The organism is Blastococcus sp. SYSU DS0669, assembly GCF_054050895.1.
Genome location: NZ_JBJHAE010000002.1, coordinates 175916 through 193247 on the forward strand (window position 1 = coordinate 175916; position 17332 = coordinate 193247).

Consider the following 17332-nt stretch of genomic DNA (forward strand, 5'->3'; position numbering starts at 1 on the left):
CCCCTCCGGTTCGACGGTCCTCGGAACTGGGACCGCCGCTGGGGCGCGAACTGAGCGGTGGCGCGTCAGATGCGCGTGGCGCCGCCCTCGGGGTGCGGCTGACCGTCGGAGGCGACGTCGGGCGCCAGGCGCTGGGCCTGCGCGCGGAGCTCCTCGGCGGCGGTGCGGTCCTCCTCGGCGCGGGCGGCGCGCTGCCGGGCCTCCTGCTCGGCGAGCGCGGCGCGCTCCTGCACCTCGGCGAGCTCCCGGCGGGCGCGGGCGGCCTGCTCCTCGGCGAGCGCCTGCTCCTTCTCGGCCCGGGCGCCGCGGAGCTCGGCCTCGCGCAGGTGGTCGCGGGCCTCCTCGCGCTGCTGCGCCCGCTTGCGGGCCCCCGTGGTCCGCGAGCGCCTGGTGTACGCGAACGCCACCAACGCCAGCAGCACCAGTGCCACGACGACCAGCACGACGATCAACCACGGCTCCACGACGGACCCCCTCCTCGGATGCGACGGGGTGGTGCCCCCCGGGGATCTCGCGGAAACGCCGCTCCTACGCCAGCGCGCTGCCCTCGCGCCACTCCTCCCAGGGGACTGCCCAGTCGTAGATCGCGCCGTCGGCCGCCGAGAGCGTCGGGCCGATGGAATTCCGGATCTCGACGACGTCGCCCGGCCGCGAGAACTCGAAGAACCAGGCGGCGCGCTCGGTGGAGAGGTTGATGCAGCCGTGCGACACGTTCTCCCGCCCCTGCTGCGCCACCGACCAGGGCGCGGCGTGCACGAATTCGCCGTTGTCGTTGAGCCGGACCGCGTACTCCACCGGCGTGCGGTACCCGTTCGGGCTGTCGACCGGCGTGCCGTAGGTGCTGGAGTCCATGATGCGGTCCCGGTTGAGCTCGGTGACGACGTGCGGGCCGTTGCGGCTCGGGAACTCGGGGCCGCCGGCGCTCATCGGGAAGGTCTGCACCAGCTCGTCGCCGTCGTAGACCTCCATGGTGTGGGTGGCGGCGTCGGCGACCGAGACGTGCCGCTGCCCGATGGAGAAGGAGATCGAGCGGTCCTTCTCCCCCCACACGCCGTCGCCGAAGTCGACGCCGTAGAGGTTCGCGTCCAGGGTGACGTCGATCTCCGCGGGCCAGTACGTCGACGGGCGGAAGTGCACCTCGGTGTCGCTGAACCAGCTCCAGACGCCGTCGGTGGGCGTAGAGCTCGTGACCACGAGGTTGCGCTCGACGGCGGCCTTGTCGGCGACCGGCTCGGAGAAGTAGACGCGGATCGGCATCCCGACACCGACGGTCTGGCCGTCGAGCGGGCCGATGCCCGGGGTCACCACGGAGACCGGGTCCACCGTCGTGAACGACGACGTCGCCGTCGTGGGCTCCGCCGCCTCGCCCGTGGCGGTCGCGGTGAGCGTGTAGCCGGTGCCGTAGGCCAAAGGTGTCTCCGGCTCCCACAGCGCCGTGCCGTCGTCCTCCGCGACGTCGCCGGGCACCGGCGCCCCCGCGGCGTCGGTGACGGTGACCTGGTCGAGCTCCCCGCCGGTCACCGCGATCTCCAGCGGGATCACGGGCGAGACGTCGACCGCCCCGTCGGCGACCGCGAGCTCGATCGTCGCCGGCGCGGCCGCGACGGTCGGCTCGGCCGACACCTCGGCGTCCGACCCGGTGCAGCCGGCCAGCAGGACCAGCGCTCCCGTCGCGATCATCGTGGCTGTGCGTCGCACCTCGTCGGACTCCTCCCCCGGCCCACCCCGGACCCGGGCGGGCGATCCCCACCAGTGTCCACGCACGTCCGACAGCCGGGAGTGGGATGCGACACGGGCACGACCGGCGGGCGGTTCCGGGAACGTGGCGGAGAGCACCTGCCCCCGGCACCGGGCACGGCGTGGTCGCTGGTATCGTTCCTGCTCGTGCCCGGCTGCCCGGGCGCACCGCGCCATTAGCTCAATTGGCAGAGCAGCTGACTCTTAATCAGCGGGTTCGGGGTTCGAGTCCCTGATGGCGCACCAGGATCGACCAGCGGCGATGCCCCACGGCGTCGCCGCTTCGTCGTATCCGGGTCGTGGAGGCCGTTTCCCAGGGCCGCCGGCACCGCGACCGGCCCGGCGGCCACGGGGGCGCGCCGGCCGGCTGCCCAGCGAGGACTGCGCGACCACGCCCGCGACGACGGCGGGCCGGACGCGGCGGCACCGTAGGGTGCGCCGGTGATCTGGAAGCGCGCCGTGTTCGCGCTGTTCGCCGTCGCGGCGGGCACCAACGTCCCCACCCCGCTCCTGCTGGTCTACCAGGAGCGGCTCGGCCTCTCCGCCGAGGTGCTGACCGCGTTGTTCGGCTGCTACGCCGCCGGGCTCGTGCCCGCCCTCATGCTCGCCGGCCCGCTGTCGGACCGGCTGGGCCGCCGGCGGGTGGCGATCCCCGGCATCGTCCTCTCGGGGCTGGCATCGCTCGCCTTCGCCGCGGCCGGGGACTCCCTGCTCCTGCTCTTCGCCGCCCGCTTCGCCCAGGGCGTGGTCAGCGGGGTCGTCTTCAGCGTCGGCAGCGCGTGGGTCGGCGAGCTGTCGAAGGCCTCCGGGGAGGGGGCGGGCGGGCGGCGCGCCGCCTTCGCCATGACCGCCGGGTTCTCCCTCGGTCCGCTGACCAGCGGCCTGCTCGGCCAGTACGCCCCCGCGCCCACCGTGCTCCCCTACCTGGTGCACACCGTGCTCGTCGCGGCCGGCCTGGCGTTCGCGGTGCGACTCCCCGAGACGGTCGACCTGGTCCCCGCCCGGCGCGCCGGCACCGAGGGGACGCCGGACGCGCCGCTGGTCCGCCGCGGCGACGGGCTGCTGCTGCTGAGCGTGCTGGCCCCGGTGGCGATCTGCGTCTACGCGTTCCCCTCGACGATCATCAGCGCCGTCCCGCTGCTGGTGGAGCTGCCGTACGGCGGGGTGGCGGTCACCGGCGTGCTCGCCGGGGTCACGCTGGGCGCGGGCACGGTCGTCGCCGGGCTGCAGCGCCGGCTGCGCGCGTGGACCGCCGTCGTCGGCGTCGCGGCGGGGACGCTCGGGTTCGGGTGCGCCGCCGCCTTCGCCGCCACCGGGGCGCTGCCCTGGCTGGTCCTCGCCGCACCCCTGCTCGGTGCGGGCGGGGGGCTCTGCCTGGCGGCCGGGCTGACGCTCACCGCGCGGCTGGCCCCGCCGGCCCGGCTGGGTGCGCTGACCTCGGTCTTCCTCTCCTTCGCCTACCTCGGCTTCGCCGCGCCCTTCGCGATGGCCGTGGCCGCTCGCGCCACGTCGGCGACCCTGCCCCTGGCCGCGGCCGCCGGGCTCGCCGCGCTCCTGGCCCTCCGGCTGGTGCCGGTCGCCCGCGCCGGGCGGCTGTAGGCGCACGCGACGGCGCCCCCTCCCAGAAGGGGGGGGGCGCCGCTGGTCGTGCGGGTCAGCCGGCGATGTCGGCCGCGAACTCGCCCTCGAAGGCGTCCTGGAGGACGGTGGCACCGCCGGGCACGTCGGCCGGCTGGAGGATGAAGCTCTCCAGGCTCGGCGACTGGCCGACCTCGAAGCCGCGGATCGGGACGACGAGACCGCCGGTGTCGACCTCCTCCAGCTCCTGGAAGGCGGTCAGGACGCCCTCACGGGTCAGGTCACCGTTCTCGCAGGCGGCGTCGAGCACCTGCTTCATGATCTCGCTCATGCCGAAGCCGACGACGACGCCGAGGCTCGGGACGGCGTCGGGGTAGGCCTCCTGGTACTGCTGGAGCAGCTCCGGGTGGGCGTCGAAGGACGACACCGGAGACGCCACGTACAGGTGGGTCTTCAGCCACTCGGCGGCCGGTCCCTCCAGCAGGCCGGGCGCGAAGACGGGGTTGCTGCCGAGGATCGGCACGTCCAGCCCCTGCGCGGCGGCGACCGTCGCGACCGAGGCCGTCTGGCCCGGGGCCACGGTCAGCGCGATGAGGTCCACGCCGGCCGAGTTGAACTGGGTGATCTGGGCGCTCATGTCCTGGTCGGTCGCCTTGATCTGCGCCTCGATCACCTCGAGGCCCTTGGCCTCGGCGACGGCCCGGGTGCCCTCGACGCCGTTGGCGCCGTACTCGCCCTCGAAGTAGATGTGGCCGACGGTGTCGCCCTCCTGGAGGAGCCCCTCCCGGAACAGGTAGTCGTAGCCGTTGGCGATCTCCACGTCGTAGGTGGCGCCCACGACACCCGTGCCCGGGATCTCGGTCAGCGTCTTGGACCAGGCCGAGGGGAAGTTGACGATCTGGTCGGCCTCGTACTCCGGGGCCAGCGCGGTGTTGATCGGCGACCCGATCGTCTGCTGCATGGCCAGGACGTTGTCCTGCATGCCGCTGTAGAGCGAGACGCCCTGCTGGGGGACGTAGCCGGTGTCCTGGACGTCGAGGGTGACGTCGTAGGTGTCGCAGACCTGGTTGTTCTCCCAGAACAGGGAGTTGGCGTTGGTGATGTCGTTGCCGAGCGCCGCGAAGACGCCCGTCAGGTCGGTGAGCACACCGAGGTTGATCGTCTCGCCCTCGACGCCGATGTCGGTCGCGACGTCGCCGGCGGCCGCACCGCCACCGCCGCCGCCGGAGGACTCCGGCGCCTTGGTGCTGCAGCCGCTGGCGGCCATGACGAAGGTGGCGGCCAGCATCGTGGCGCCGGCCGATCGCTTGCTGAGTCTCACGTGGTGCTCCCTTGGGCTGGTGGGTCGGACGGAGTGGGTTCGGTGGAACGACTGGGTGTGTCGGGTGGGCGCTGGGTCAGCCGGCCTCCCGGACGGCGGAACCGCCCGGAGATGCGGCGGGCGATGCCGGCGAGGCCGGCGGGCTCGAAGAGGATCACCAGGACGATGGCCGCGCCGAAGAGGAAGCGGGCCGCCTCACCGGCCGCCAGGCCCTCGCCGCGACCCACGAACGGGATCAGGTCGGCGTACCTCTGGAAGACCAGCGGCAGCGCGCTCACGAAGATCGCCCCGAGCACGGCTCCGTTCACCGAGCCGAGCCCGCCGAGGACGATCATGGCGAGGTACAGGATGGACAGCTCGAGGCCGAACGACTCCGGTGCGATGCTGCCGATCGAGAGCGCGTACATCACGCCGGCAAGCCCGGCGTACATGGAGCTGACCAGGAAGATCCGCGCCTTGTAGCCCTGGACGTTGACGCCCATCACCGAGGCCGCGACCTCGCTGTCCCGCTGGGTCTGCAGCGCACGGCCCGGGCGTCCGCGCAGCAGGTTGCGGGCGAACACGTAGGCGGCCAGCGCCAGAGCCAAGCCGAGGTACCAGAGCCGCTCGGCCTCCCGGAACGGCACACCCAGCACGAACAGGTCGGGATCGCTGTTGGCGAACGTGAAGCCGAACAGCGAGAAGTCCGGTGCCGCCCGCCCGTTGAAGCCGCCGGTGACCTCGGTCCAGCTGTTGAGCACGTGGATGCCGATGAAGACCAGCGCCAGTGACGCCACACCGAGGTAGATGCCGCGGAGCCTGGCGGCCAGGGGGCTGAAGACCAGCCCCGCCAGCCCTGCGAGGAGGACGCCCACGATCATGCCGATGATCGGCGGCAGGCCCAGCCCGCCCAGCTCGGCGACGCCGAGCCCGCCCGGCTCGCCGGAGACGTAGACGTAGCTGACCGCACCCACGGCGAGGAAGAAGGCGTGCGCCAGCGACAGCTGCCCGCTGTTGCCCACGAGCAGGTTCAGCCCGATCGCGCCGACGATCGCGCCGAAGGCGGCGAACCCCGTGCGCAGCCAGAACTCCTCCACGTACAGCGGCAGGGCGAGCAGGACCAGCAGGAACGCGACCAGCAGCAGCGGCCGCAGCAGCGACCGCAACCGGGAGCCGCCAGCGCCGGCCGACGACTCCGCGTCGACTCCCGACCGGTGCGCCCCCTGGGGCGCCGTCATCGTCGACTCAGACACGGGTCAGCTCCTTCGTCCCGAACAGGCCGGAGGGCCGGAACATGAGGACCGCGATCATCACGATGAAGGGGACGACGGCGCTGAAGCCGCGGCCGAGGAAGAGCAACTGGTCCTGGTACCCGGCGGCCAGCGCCTCGGCGATGCCGATGAGGAGGCCGCCGACGAGCGCGCCCCCCGTCGAGTCCAGGCCCCCGAGGATCGCGGCCGGGAAGGCCCGCAGCGCGACGGCGTACGCCGTCGGGCTGACGCCCGGGGTGGGCGAGCCGACGAGGAACAGCGCCGCGACGGCGGCGAGGACGCCGGCGACCACCCAGGCGAGCGCGGAGACCCGCCCCTGGCGGATGCCCATCAGCGCCGCCGTCTCGCCGTCCTCTGCCGAGGCGCGCATCGCGATGCCCCAGTTCGAGTACTTGAAGGCCGCGAAGAACAGGGCGATGAGGACCGCCGCCACGATGAAGGCGATCAGCCGGTTCTGGCTGAGCCCGACGCTCCCGACCCGGAAGGACTCCCCGCCCCACGGGTGCGGCACGTTCAGGATGTCCGAGCCGATCCGCCGGATCAGCTCGGTCAGGATGATGATGTCGACGCCGATGGTGACGATCGCGAGGCTGATCACCGCGGCACCACGGAGCCGGTTGATGATCAGGCGCTCGATGACGAACGCGGCGAGCGCGGTGATGAGGATGCCCACCACGACGGCCGGCAGGAACCCGATCGAGTCCGACAGCCGCGCGATGGAGTAGGCGCCCAGCAGCAGCAGCGAGCCGTGCGTGAAGCTCACCACCTCGCTGGACTTGAAGATGATCACGAAGCCCAGGGCGATCAGCGCGTACAGCGCGCCCAGGGAGATGCCGTTGAGGAGCAGGGAGAGGAACTGGGTCACGAGGTCGCCCCTGGCGTGTCGGAGGGGTGGTGGTGGGCGGCGGCGTCGGCGGGGTTCTCCTCGTCGCCGGAGCCGAGGTAGGCCCGGATCACCTCGGGGTCGTTCTGCACCTCGGCCGGGGTGCCGTCGGCGATCCGCCGGCCGAAGTCCAGGACGGTGACGCGGTCGGCCAGCGACATGACCATCCCCATGTCGTGCTCGACGAGGACGACGGAGATCCCGAGCGCCGACCGGATCTCGAGGATGGCGTCGGCCATCCGGTCGGTCTCCTCGGCGTTCATGCCCGCCACGGGCTCGTCGAGCAGGAGCAGCCGCGGCTCCGTGCAGAGCGCCCGGGCCACCTCCACCCGCTTCTGGTCGCCGTAGGAGAGGACGCCGACGGGCGTGTGCAGCTTCTCCCCGAGCTCCAGGAAGTCGGCGATCTCGGCGACCCGGGCCCCGTGGATCTTCCCCTCCCGCGTCGCCCGCGGGAGCCGCAGGCCGGCAGCGAGGAAGCCGGCCTTGGTCAGGTGGTGACGGCCCAGCATCAGGTTCTCGGCCACCGACTGGGTGCCGGAGAGGGCGATGTTCTGGAACGCGCGGGCGACGCCGATGCCGGCGATCTGGTACGGCCGCATCCGGTCCAGCCGGTGCTCACCGAACCGGACCTGGCCTTCGGCGGCCTTGTAGACCCCGGAGAGGACGTTGAACATCGTCGACTTGCCGGCGCCGTTCGGGCCGATGATCGCGTGGATCGAGCCGGGCGCGACCGTGAAGGACACCTCCGACAGGGCCTTGATCGCCCCGAACCGGACGCTGACGTTGTCGACCTCGACCGGCGGGATGTCCGACCGGATCTCCGACCCGGTGTCCGGCCCGGCGGCGGCCGGCCGGGCGGCGTGCGAGCCGGCGGCGTGCGGGGCGGTCATGCCGTCCACCGGGAGAGCTTCTTCCCCGAGGGCACGCGGACCCGCCGCTCGCCGGCCTCGCCGGCGCCGTCGTGACCGAGGTACAGCCGCTGGACCTCGTCGGTCTGGGACAGCTGCCGCGCGTCACCGGAGAGGGACACCTCTCCGACGTCGAGCACGTAGGCCAGGTCGGCGACCCCGAGCGCCATCGTCGCGTTCTGCTCGACCAGCAGCACCGAGGTGCCCTGCCGGTTGATCTCGGCGATGACCTCGCCGATCTGGCCGATGATGCGCGGCGCCAGCCCCAGCGACGGTTCGTCGAGCAGGAGCAACCGGGGGCTGGCCATCAGCGCGCGGCCGATGGCGAGCATCTGCTGCTCACCGCCGGAGAGCAGCGCCCCCCGCTGCGAGCTCCGTTCCTTCAGCACCGGGAACAGGTCGTAGACCCGCTGCTGGGCCTCGGACTTCGCCGCCTTGTCGCGGTTGCCCATCCCCCCGGCGCGCAGGTTCTCCTCGACGGTCAGCCGCCCGAAGATGCGCCGCCCCTCGGGCACCTGCACGAGGCCGAGCCGGACGGCCTGGGCCGGGTCCTTGGACACCAGGTCGGTGCCGTCGAACCGCACGCTCCCCGACTCCACCCGGCCGCGGTGCAGCCGGAGGGTGCCCGAGATGGTGCGCAGGAGCGTCGTCTTCCCGGCGCCGTTGCTGCCGAGGACGGCCACGACCTTCCCGTCGGGGACCTCCATGGACACCCCCCGCACGGCCTGGACGGCTCCGCCGTAGGTGACGTGCAGCGACTCGATGCTCAGCACGAGGAGGACCTCCTTTCTGCGCCGCCGGAGGGCGCGGGAGCGAGCGTGCGAGGAAGGGTGAGGCGAGGCCTCGGGGCGGTCGCGTTCCCGGGCCGCGCGGCCGGCGCGGGAACCGCCGCCGCTCGCCCACCGGGGCGACGACGGCGCACGTGCCCCGGCCGGGGTGTGCGGCGCACACCGGCTGCACGGCCGGCGAGTGATCTGGCACACATGGGCCGTGACTCTAGGGGTAGATCGGCGCAGCGCGATCCCCCGAACGGTCACGGATCGGTCACTCTGCTGCCGCGGGCCCCTGCGCCGACCTCCAGTGGGCCGGGACCACACCCGTCGGCCGAGACCTGCGTGCGGTGCGCACGTTGCGCCGGTCGGCCCGGTACGGCCGAACGGCGGTGGTCAGGCGGTCCGCCGCGCCGATCCCCGACGGCGCCCGCTGGTCGGGAACCCGGCGCCGCCCTCGCAGGCGCGGCGACCCGGCCGTCGCGGGGGCGGCACGGGGTCGAGGTCGTCGACGCTCAGGTGGATGCCGTCGAGCGCCGCGGCGGCCCGCCGCCGGGACTGCTCGGCGGTCTCCCCCACGGTCACGACCTGCCCCAGGCGCTCCGGCCGGCCGGCGACCGCCCCGATGAGCTCGCCCGCACCGGTGAAGACCTCGGCGACCACGAGACCGGGGATCGCGGCCACGTCGCGGACGCCGCCCACGGCGCGCACCCGGCCCGGCGCGTGTGCGGTCAGGTGCATCTGCGTGCAGGCGCCGGCGACCGCTGCCGGGGTAGTGGCGGGCTCGCCGAGCAGGCGGGCGACCAGGAGGTCGGCGGTGTCGACACCGCTCACCTGGTCGACGCAGGTGTGCGCGCCGTCGCCGACGAGCGCGGTCCCGACGTCGACCAGCCGCGGACCGGCCGGACCGAGGACGAACTCGACGTGGAAGGGCCCGGTGTCGTGGCCGACCGCGGCCAGCCAGGCGCGGACCCAGCCGGCGGCCTGCGGTACCGGCGGCCGCGTCGTCGCCGTGCTGACCAGGTGGTCGAGCCGCGGAGGCGGGGTCGTGACGATCTCCGACCAGGCGAGGACGAGCGGGGTCCCGTCGTCGCAGAAGCCGTCTGCACCGAACCGGGGACCGGGGACGTGCTCCTCGACGACGAACCGGTGGCGGGACGCCCGTGCGCTGCCGTGCCCCGACCGCGCCCGGTCCCGGGCCGCGATCTCGCGCAGTTCCCGGTCGTCGGAGACGAGCCGCGCGTCCCCGTGGCCCGGCCACGCCACGCAGGGGTAGCCGACCGGGGACGTCAGGTCCGGGGCGTCCGCCGCCACCTCGGCCCAGCGCACGTCGGGCAGGCCGGCTCGACCGATCGCCCGGCGAACGGCGCCGCGGTCGTCGGCCAACGCCGGCGACCCGGGCGTCGGGCCGCGCAGCCTCCGCGCGCGGGCGGCGACGGCCGCGGCGCCGGTGCAACCGGCGACGGCGCTGGTCACTGCGGCCGCCGTCCCGCCCAGCGCGCGCACCGCCCCCACGATCCCGGCCGCGTCCCGGGTGTCGCAGTCGACCCAGTGGTCGACCACCCAGTCCAGGTCGTCGCCGTAGGCACCCCGGTCGAGCGAGAGCACCGCCGTCCGGAGCCCCCGGGAGCGCGCCCGCTCCAGCACCGCCACCCCCGCCGCGTCCAGGCGCTCGCCGGCCGCGAGCTCGGGCCGGGCGGCCGTCACCCGCACCTGCACCTCGACGGAGACGAACCACGGCGCGCCATCCGGCCCCGGGGTGCGGTCGGCTGCCTCGCGCGTGGTCATGTGCGCTCTTCCCGTCGGGGCGGTCGTTGCCCGGCGCACCATACCGGCCGGTCGGTTTTCCCGGAACGGGTCCGGCCCCCCGTCGTCGGACGGCGACGGGAAGCAGCGGCTGCCGCGGCCGGTTGCCGGGAGGGTGACCGCCACCCCGCCGCCCCGCGACGTCGACGTCGCCGTGATCGGCGCCGGGCAGGCCGGGCTCTCCACTGCATGGGCGCTGGCCCGCCAGGGTTTCGAGCGGGACAGCGGGTTCGTGGTGCTCGACGGCGAGCCCGGGCCCGGCGGCGCCTGGCGCCACCGCTGGCCCTCGCTGACCCTCGGCACCACCCACCGCGTCCACGACCTGCCGGGGCTCCCCTTCCACCCGGACGACGACGCGGCGCCCGCCGTGGAGTCGGTCCCCGCGTACTTCGCGGAGTACGAGCGGCGCTTCGACCTGCCCGTGCTGCGGCCGGTCCGCGTCGCCGCCGTCCGCCGGGCCGACGACGGCCGCTTCGCCGTCGCCACCGACCGCGGCACCTGGAACGCGCGCGCCGTCGTCAACGCCACCGGCACGTGGACCCGGCCCTTCGTCCCGCGCTACCCGGGTCAGGAGCTGTTCCGCGGGCGCCAGCTGCACACCGTCGACTACCGCGCCGCGGAGGAGTTCCGCGGGCAGCACGTCGTCGTGGTCGGCGGCGGTGCCTCGGCCACCCAGCTGCTGGCCGAGATCTCCCGCGTGACGTCCACGACCTGGGTCACCCGCCGCCCCCCGGTCTTCCGCGAGGGTCCGTTCGACGAGGACGCCGGGCGGCGGGCCGTGGCGATGGTCGAGGCCGCGGTCCGCGAGGGCCGGCGGCCCGGCAGCGTCGTCGGCGTCACCGGGCTGCCCGTCGACACCCCCTACGTGCGCGACGGGCTCGAGCGCGGTGTCCTCCGGCGGCTGCCGGTGTTCGACCGGATCACACCCCAGGGCGTCGCGTGGGAGGACGGCCGGTCCGTCGACGCGGACGTCATCCTCTGGGCCACGGGCTTCCGCGCGGCGGTCGGCCACCTCGCCCCGCTCCGACTGCGCGAGCCCGGCCGGGGGTTCCGCATGGACGGCACCCAGGTCGTCGGCGAGCCACGCCTGCACCTGGTCGGCTACGGGCCCTCCGCCAGCACGATCGGCGCCAACCGGGCGGGCCAGGCGGCCGCGCGAGCACTCCGCCGGGAGCTGCAGCCGGGGATGCCCCTCCCCCGGACCGCCTGACCTCCCAGGGAGCTTTCAGGGTCCGATCAGGGCGCTCCCCGATGTGGCGGGGACCGCCGGCGCGACAGGCTCCGGGGCATGACTTCCCGACCGCTCCCCGGAGGCCCGCGATGATCGAGGCGCGCGGCCTGACCAAGAAGTACGGCGACCGCACCGCCGTCGACGGCATCTCCTTCACCGTGCACCCGGGCCGGGTCACCGGCTTCCTCGGCCCCAACGGCGCCGGCAAGTCCACGACGATGCGCATGCTGCTCGGCCTGGACCGGCCCACCGCCGGCACCGTCACGGTGAACGGGCGCAGCTACGCCGACTACCCCGCGCCGCTGCGGCAGGTCGGCGCACTGCTGGAGGCCCGCGCCGTGCACCCCGGGCGCTCGGCCCGCGACCACCTGCGCTGGATGGCCGCGAGCAACGGGCTCCCGGTGCGCCGCGTGGACGAGGTGCTCGACCTGGTCGGGCTGACCGACGTCGCCGGCCAGCGGGTGGGCCGCTTCTCCCTCGGCATGGGCCAGCGCCTCGGCATCGCCGTCGCCCTGCTCGGCGACCCGCCGGTCGTCGTCCTCGACGAACCGGTCAACGGCCTGGACCCGGAGGGGATCCGCTGGGTGCGCACGCTGACCCGGCAGCTGGCCGCCGAGGGCCGCACGGTGTTCCTCTCCAGCCACCTGATGAGCGAGATGGCGCTCACCGCCGACCACCTCGTCGTGATCGGCCGGGGCCGGGTGCTCGCCGACTGCTCGATGCCCGACTTCATCGCCGAGCACGCCGCCTCCTACGTGCGGGTGCGCAGCCCCCAGCGGGCCGCGGTGGCCGACCTGCTGCGCCGGGACGGGCTCGAGGTCACCACCGTCGACGACGAGCTGCGGGTGCAGGGCCGCGACGCCGCCGCCATCGGCGAGCTGGTCGGCCGGCAGGGGCACCTCCTGCACGAGCTCTCCCTCGTCAGCTCCTCGCTCGAGGACGCGTTCATGACCCTCACCGCCGCGAGCGTCGAGTACACCGCCCGCGACCGGACCCCCGCCGGAGCGACCCGATGACCGGAACCGTGAGCCCCCGGATGACCGACACCGTCACCCTCGACCCGCACCGGCACGTGCCCGGTGTCCGTGAACCCGGCTTCGCGCAGACCGTCCGCGCGGAGTGGATCAAGTTCTGGTCGGTGCGCTCGACGCCCTGGTCGATCGGCGCGCTGGTCACCCTGGGCGCGGGCCTCACCGTGCTGGTGTGCGCGGTCAGCGCCGCGGACCTCGCGGACGGGACCGCCGGCGAGGCCGCGGGCGCGTTCATCACCTGGGGCATGACGGTCGCGCAGATCACCGCCATCGTGCTGGGTGCCCTCGTGGTCACCAGCGAGTACGGCACCGGGATGATCCGCGCGACGCTGACCGCGACCCCGCACCGCGGCCGGGTGCTGGTGGCCAAGGCCCTCGTGCTGACCGGGACGCTGTTCGTCGCGGGCACGGTCACCGCCGTCCTCGGCTACCTCGGCGGCAACTGGTTCCTCGAGCGGGAGGGCATCGGCCTGGCGCTCTCCGACGACGGCGTGCTCCGCTCGCTGCTCGGGAGCGGGCTCTACATGGCCGGCATCGGCCTGTTCGCCGCCGCCGTCGGGCTGCTCGTGCGGCACACCGCCGCGGCGTTGTCGATCGTGCTGGCCCTGCTGCTGGTGGTCGGCAACATGGTGATGCTGCTGCCAGGCGCCTGGGGCGAGTGGGCCACCAAGCTGATGCCGGGCAACGCGGGCTCCGTCGTCGCCACGCCGGTGTCGTTCAACCCGAACCTGCTCGGCCCGTGGACCGGGTTCGCCGTGTTCTGCGCCGAGGTGGCCGCCGTCCTGCTCGCCGGTTACCTGGTGCTGCGCCGGCGCGACGCCTGACGAAGGAGCCCCTTCCCCCCACCCCTCGCAGGCTCGGGGCGGTACCCGGAAGGGGGCCGTCAGGCGTCCGGAACCGGCGCAGTCCCCCGCCCCCGCTGTGCCCCGGCCCCGACGGCCGGGGCACAGTGGTGCGGTGACCACGCCCGACCCGGCCGCCGAGGGCCGCCGCCGCGCCGACGAACTCCTGACCGCCCTGACCGCGGGCGATGACGCCGCCGCCGAGCGGCTGCTCGCCGGCCTGGACGAGATCCGCGACCTGGTGTTCGTGGGCGCCGGGCTCACCGCGATCGCCCGCGCCGAGGGCCGCGCGCTCCCCACCGCGCAGCGCACGCAGGCCAGCACCCGGCAGCTCAAGCTCGGTCAGGTGCGCGACGCCAACCGCGACGACCCCGACGGGCTGCGCACCTGGCTGCGGCGGTCGGCCGAGGAGATCCTCTTCATCCGCTCGCTGCACGCCGCCCGGCAGGGCTGAGGGCACTCAGCGGCGCACCGACGGCTCGCGGGCGGCGGCCCCGGCCACCGGCAGGACAGCGGCGAGCGCGACGGCCGACAGCACGAGCGTCCACGAGAGCCCGACGGCGCCGTAGGCCAACCCGAGCAGGAGCGCCCCGGCCGCCGTGCCGGCGTCGAAGGAGGCGTTCCACAGCGCGCTGGCCGCCGTCGTCCCCCGCTCCCCGGCCCGGGCGAAGGCCCGCAGCAGCGTGAGGTTCTGCACCCCGCCGAACCCCGCACCGAAGAGCGCCGCGCCCAGCAGCACCCAGACGGTGCCCCACCACAGCCCCGCACCGGCCACCGCCAGCCCCAGCCCGGCGACCAGCACCGAGAGCGGCAGCAGCACCGCGGTGCCCAGACGGTCGGCGAGCACGCCGGCGCGCCAGCGGGTCACCGCACCGGCCAACCCCCACAGCAGCAGGGCGGCGGTGGCCACCAGCCCGTCGGGGCGGTCGATCGGCAGGAAGGTCACGAACCCGCCGCCGGCCGTCGTCACCACGAGCAGCACGAGCGACGGCGCGAGCGCGGCGCGCACCGCGGCCCGCGCGTTGCCGGCCGGGGCGGGCTCCTCGCGGCCACCCGCCGCCCGGAGCAGCGCGGGCAGGAAGACCAGCCCCAGCACCGGCGACGCCGAGAGCCACGACAGCACGCCGACGTGCCCGTTGAGCACGAGCGCCACCCCCACGGGGACGGCGGCCATGTTGGGCAGCGCGATGGCCAGCCCGTACAGGCCGATGGACTCCCCCCGCCGCCCCGGGGGCGCCACCCGCGCCGCCAGGGTCGCGCCGAGGACCGTGATCACCGCGAACCCCGCGCCGCGCACCGCGGAGAGCGCCGAGATCCAGGCGACGCCGTCGTCGAGCACGTAGAAGGGGGCCGGCACCCCGAGCGCGAGCAGCCCCGCGACGAACACCGGGCCGGTCCCGAAGCGGTGCACGAAGGCGGGCACGACCGACTGCACCGCGATGGTGACGCCCAGGAAGACCGCGGTCACCACCCCCGCCCAGCTCTCCGCGGCACCACCGGCCACCGCGTACGCCGGCAGCGAGGCCAGGGTGAGGAAGTAGCTGACGAACCCCAGCGCCGTCACGCCGACCAGCGACTGCACCCCGCGGGACCGCCACAGGGGGGCCTGCACCTCCACCGCTCCCCCGCTCGCCGTCGCCGTCGTCCATCCCGTGCCCGCCGATCATGACCGGCCGGGAGTGACCGGCGGCACCCGGGTAGGCACGTGGGCGTGGGGTTGCTGACCGTGGGCCACGGGTCCGACGACCGCGCCGCGCTGGCCGCCCGGCTCGGCGCGGCAGGCGTGGAGCAGGTCGTGGACGTGCGGCGCTTCCCCGGCAGCCGCAGCAACCCCGACGTCCGGCGGGAGGCGCTGGAGCGGTGGCTGCCCGCTGCGGGGATCGGTTACCGCTGGGAGGAGCGCCTCGGGGGCCGCCGCCGGTTGCCGCGCGACGAGCCGGTCGCGGACGGGTGGTGGACCGTGGCCCAGTTCGCGGCCTACGCCGGGTACACCCGGACGCCGGAGTTCGCGGCCGCGCTGGACGAGGTGCTCGCCGCGGCGGCGGACGCCACGGTGGCGGTGATGTGCAGCGAGTACGTGTGGTGGCGCTGCCACCGGCGGCTGGTCGCCGACGTCACCGTCCTGGGCCGGCGCGTGACCGTCGGGCACCTCATGCCCGACGGCCGGGTGACCCCCCACCGCCCGGCCGACGGCGCGGTCCTGGGCGACGACGGCCTCGTCCGCTGGCCGGCCGCCGCAGCCCCCTGACCGCGTCCTCCCTCACCGTGGCGCGTCCTCCCTCACCGCCCACCGTGAGGAAGGACGCGCCACGATCAGGGCAGCTGATCGTGGCCGCGGATGCCTCAGCCCATGTAGGGGTACCGGTGGTCGGTCGGGGGCGCGAAGGTCTCCTTGATCGACCGGCTCGAGGTCCAGCGCATCAGGTTCTGCATCGCCCCGGCCTTGTCGTTGGTGCCCGAGGCCCGCCCGCCCCCGAAGGGCTGCTGGCCGACGACGGCGCCGGTCGGCTTGTCGTTGACGTAGAAGTTGCCCGCCGCGTGCCGCAGGAACGTCTGCGCGTGCGCGATCGCCGCCCGGTCCTGCGCGATGACCGCGCCGGTGAGCGCGTACGGCGCGGCCGACTCCATCTGCGACAGCACCGTGTCGTAGTCGGCGTCGTCGTAGACGTGCACCGCGAGCACCGGGCCGAAGTACTCGGTGGTGAAGACCTCGTGCCCCGGGTCGGTGCCCTCGATGATCGTCGGGCGAACGAAGAAGCCCTCGGAGTCGTCCTTCTGCCCGCCGGCCACGATCGACAGCGCGGGGTCGTCGTCGACCCGGTCGATGACGCCGGAGAGCTTCGAGAACGACTTCCGGTCGATGACCGCGCCCATGAAGTTCGAGAAGTCGGTGACGTCGCCCATCGGCAGCGACTCGGTGGTCGCCACCAGGTCGTCGCGCAGCCGCTCCCACACCGAGCGGGGCACGTACGCCCGCGACGCCGCGGAGCACTTCTGCCCCTGGAACTCGAACGCGCCGCGGACGAGCGCCGTCCGCAGCACGTCGACGTCGGCGGAGGCGTGGGCGACGACGAAGTCCTTGCCGCCGGTCTCCCCCACGATCCGCGGGTAGCCGCGGTAGCCGGCGATGTTCTCGCCGACCGTGCGCCACAGGTGCTGGAACACCGGTGTCGACCCGGTGAAGTGGATGCCGGCCAGGTCGCGGTCGGCGAGGGCCACCTCCGAGACGGCGACCCCGTCGCCGGGCAGCATGTTGATCACGCCCGGGGGCAGCCCCGCCTCCTCGAGCAGCCGCATGAGGAAGTGCGCGGCGAACTGCTGGGTGGGCGCGGGCTTCCAGACCACGGTGTTGCCCATGAGCGCCGGCGCCGTCGGCAGGTTGCCCGCGATCGCGGTGAAGTTGAACGGGGTGATCGCGTAGACGAAGCCCTCGAGCGGGCGGTGGTCGGTGCGGTTCCACACGCCGGGCGAGGACTGCGGCTGCTCGGCGAGGATCTGCCGCGCGAAGTGCACGTTGAAGCGCCAGAAGTCGATCAGTTCGCAGGCGCTGTCGATCTCCGCCTGCTGCGCGGTCTTGCTCTGGCCCAGCATGGTGGCGGCGTTCAGCGTCTGGCGCCACGGCCCGGCCAGCAGGTCGGCGGCCTTGAGGAACACCGCGGCGCGGTCGTCGAAGGAGAGCTCCTGCCACCCGGGAGCGGCCTCCTTCGCGCAGCGGATCGCCTCCTGCGCGTCGGCGTGCGTGCTCTGCGCGGAGGTGCCCAGGACGGCGGCGTGCCGGTGCGGCTGGACGACCTCGAACGTCCCGCCGGCGGCCATCCGCTGCCGGCCGCCGACCGTGGCGGTCAGCTCCAGGGGCTCGGCGGCCAGCTCGGCGAGCCGCCGCTGCAGCTGCTCCCGCTCGGGCGTGCCCGGGGCGTAGGTGAGCACCGGCTCGTTGACCGGGGACGGGACTCGGGTGACGGCGTCCATGGGGAA

16 protein-coding genes and 1 tRNA gene are annotated in these 17332 nt (G+C 74.5%); 7 read left to right on the forward strand and 10 right to left on the reverse strand.

The genetic code is table 11. The annotated features are described in order from the left end of the window. Positions 1 to 65: 65 nt before the first annotated feature. Complete coding sequence (locus tag ACI792_RS03305) at positions 66 to 464, reverse strand: hypothetical protein (protein ID WP_456582919.1); 399 nt, start codon at positions 462 to 464, stop codon at positions 66 to 68. Between the two features lie 64 nt (positions 465 to 528). Next, positions 529 to 1698: a L,D-transpeptidase gene (locus ACI792_RS03310; protein WP_456601314.1), complete on the reverse strand. Its 1170-nt coding sequence runs from the start codon at positions 1696 to 1698 to the stop codon at positions 529 to 531. Between the two features lie 209 nt (positions 1699 to 1907). Here ACI792_RS03310 and ACI792_RS03315 point away from each other — a divergent pair. Beyond that, a tRNA-Lys gene (locus ACI792_RS03315) sits at positions 1908 to 1983 on the forward strand. Positions 1984 to 2178: 195 nt separating this feature from the next. After that, entirely contained in the window at positions 2179 to 3336 is a 1158-nt protein-coding gene (locus ACI792_RS03320) for an MFS transporter (RefSeq protein ID WP_456601315.1), read from the forward strand. A 55-nt stretch (positions 3337 to 3391) separates the two neighbouring features. Here ACI792_RS03320 and ACI792_RS03325 read toward each other — a convergent pair whose 3' ends face one another. The 6 genes from ACI792_RS03325 to ACI792_RS03350 all read right to left on the reverse strand — a co-directional run bounded on the left by ACI792_RS03325 (position 3392) and on the right by ACI792_RS03350 (position 10235). After that, on the reverse strand, positions 3392 to 4636 hold the full coding sequence (locus ACI792_RS03325; protein ID WP_456601316.1) for an ABC transporter substrate-binding protein: 1245 nt from the start codon (positions 4634 to 4636) through the stop codon (positions 3392 to 3394). Further along, a complete protein-coding gene (locus tag ACI792_RS03330; protein WP_456601317.1) occupies positions 4633 to 5868 on the reverse strand; it encodes a branched-chain amino acid ABC transporter permease in 1236 nt (411 codons plus the stop codon). Before ACI792_RS03330 ends, ACI792_RS03325 begins: the two co-directional genes overlap by 4 nt. Next, positions 5861 to 6751, reverse strand: coding sequence for a branched-chain amino acid ABC transporter permease (locus ACI792_RS03335; RefSeq protein ID WP_456601318.1), 891 nt, complete (start codon positions 6749 to 6751; stop codon positions 5861 to 5863). The genes ACI792_RS03330 and ACI792_RS03335 overlap by 8 nt, the downstream gene beginning before the upstream one ends. Next, positions 6748 to 7659 carry an ABC transporter ATP-binding protein gene (locus ACI792_RS03340; protein ID WP_456601319.1) on the reverse strand — a complete coding sequence of 304 codons (912 nt, stop codon included), beginning with the start codon at positions 7657 to 7659 and terminating at the stop codon, positions 6748 to 6750. The genes ACI792_RS03335 and ACI792_RS03340 overlap by 4 nt, the downstream gene beginning before the upstream one ends. Continuing rightward, positions 7656 to 8450, reverse strand: coding sequence for an ABC transporter ATP-binding protein (locus ACI792_RS03345; RefSeq protein ID WP_456582926.1), 795 nt, complete (start codon positions 8448 to 8450; stop codon positions 7656 to 7658). Before ACI792_RS03345 ends, ACI792_RS03340 begins: the two co-directional genes overlap by 4 nt. 393 nt (positions 8451 to 8843) lie before the next feature. Then, the gene (locus ACI792_RS03350) at positions 8844 to 10235 is read right to left on the reverse strand and encodes an ATP-grasp domain-containing protein (protein WP_456601320.1); all 1392 of its coding nucleotides are present in this window, start codon (positions 10233 to 10235) and stop codon (positions 8844 to 8846) included. Positions 10236 to 10368: 133 nt separating this feature from the next. Here ACI792_RS03350 and ACI792_RS03355 point away from each other — a divergent pair, with 133 nt between their 5' ends. The 4 genes from ACI792_RS03355 (at position 10369) to ACI792_RS03370 (ending at position 13811) form a co-directional block, all read left to right on the forward strand. Next, complete coding sequence (locus ACI792_RS03355) at positions 10369 to 11463, forward strand: NAD(P)-binding domain-containing protein (RefSeq protein ID WP_456601321.1); 1095 nt, start codon at positions 10369 to 10371, stop codon at positions 11461 to 11463. A 110-nt stretch (positions 11464 to 11573) separates the two neighbouring features. Further along, on the forward strand, positions 11574 to 12500 hold the full coding sequence (locus tag ACI792_RS03360) for an ABC transporter ATP-binding protein (protein ID WP_456601322.1): 927 nt from the start codon (positions 11574 to 11576) through the stop codon (positions 12498 to 12500). Beyond that, entirely contained in the window at positions 12497 to 13339 is an 843-nt protein-coding gene (locus ACI792_RS03365) for an ABC transporter permease (protein ID WP_456601323.1), read from the forward strand. The genes ACI792_RS03360 and ACI792_RS03365 overlap by 4 nt, the downstream gene beginning before the upstream one ends. A 133-nt stretch (positions 13340 to 13472) precedes the next feature. Beyond that, positions 13473 to 13811 (forward strand): hypothetical protein, encoded by a 339-nt coding sequence (locus ACI792_RS03370; RefSeq protein ID WP_456582931.1) that lies wholly within the window; start codon positions 13473 to 13475, stop codon positions 13809 to 13811. A 6-nt stretch (positions 13812 to 13817) separates the two neighbouring features. Here ACI792_RS03370 and ACI792_RS03375 read toward each other — a convergent pair whose 3' ends face one another. Continuing rightward, complete coding sequence (locus tag ACI792_RS03375) at positions 13818 to 14969, reverse strand: MFS transporter (RefSeq protein ID WP_456601324.1); 1152 nt, start codon at positions 14967 to 14969, stop codon at positions 13818 to 13820. A 99-nt stretch (positions 14970 to 15068) separates the two neighbouring features. Here ACI792_RS03375 and ACI792_RS03380 point away from each other — a divergent pair, with 99 nt between their 5' ends. Further along, positions 15069 to 15605 carry a DUF488 domain-containing protein gene (locus ACI792_RS03380; RefSeq protein WP_456601325.1) on the forward strand — a complete coding sequence of 179 codons (537 nt, stop codon included), beginning with the start codon at positions 15069 to 15071 and terminating at the stop codon, positions 15603 to 15605. A gap of 95 nt (positions 15606 to 15700) precedes the next feature. Here ACI792_RS03380 and pruA read toward each other — a convergent pair whose 3' ends face one another. Then, entirely contained in the window at positions 15701 to 17326 is a 1626-nt protein-coding gene (gene pruA, locus ACI792_RS03385; RefSeq protein WP_456601326.1) for an L-glutamate gamma-semialdehyde dehydrogenase, read from the reverse strand. Positions 17327 to 17332 lie beyond the last annotated feature (6 nt).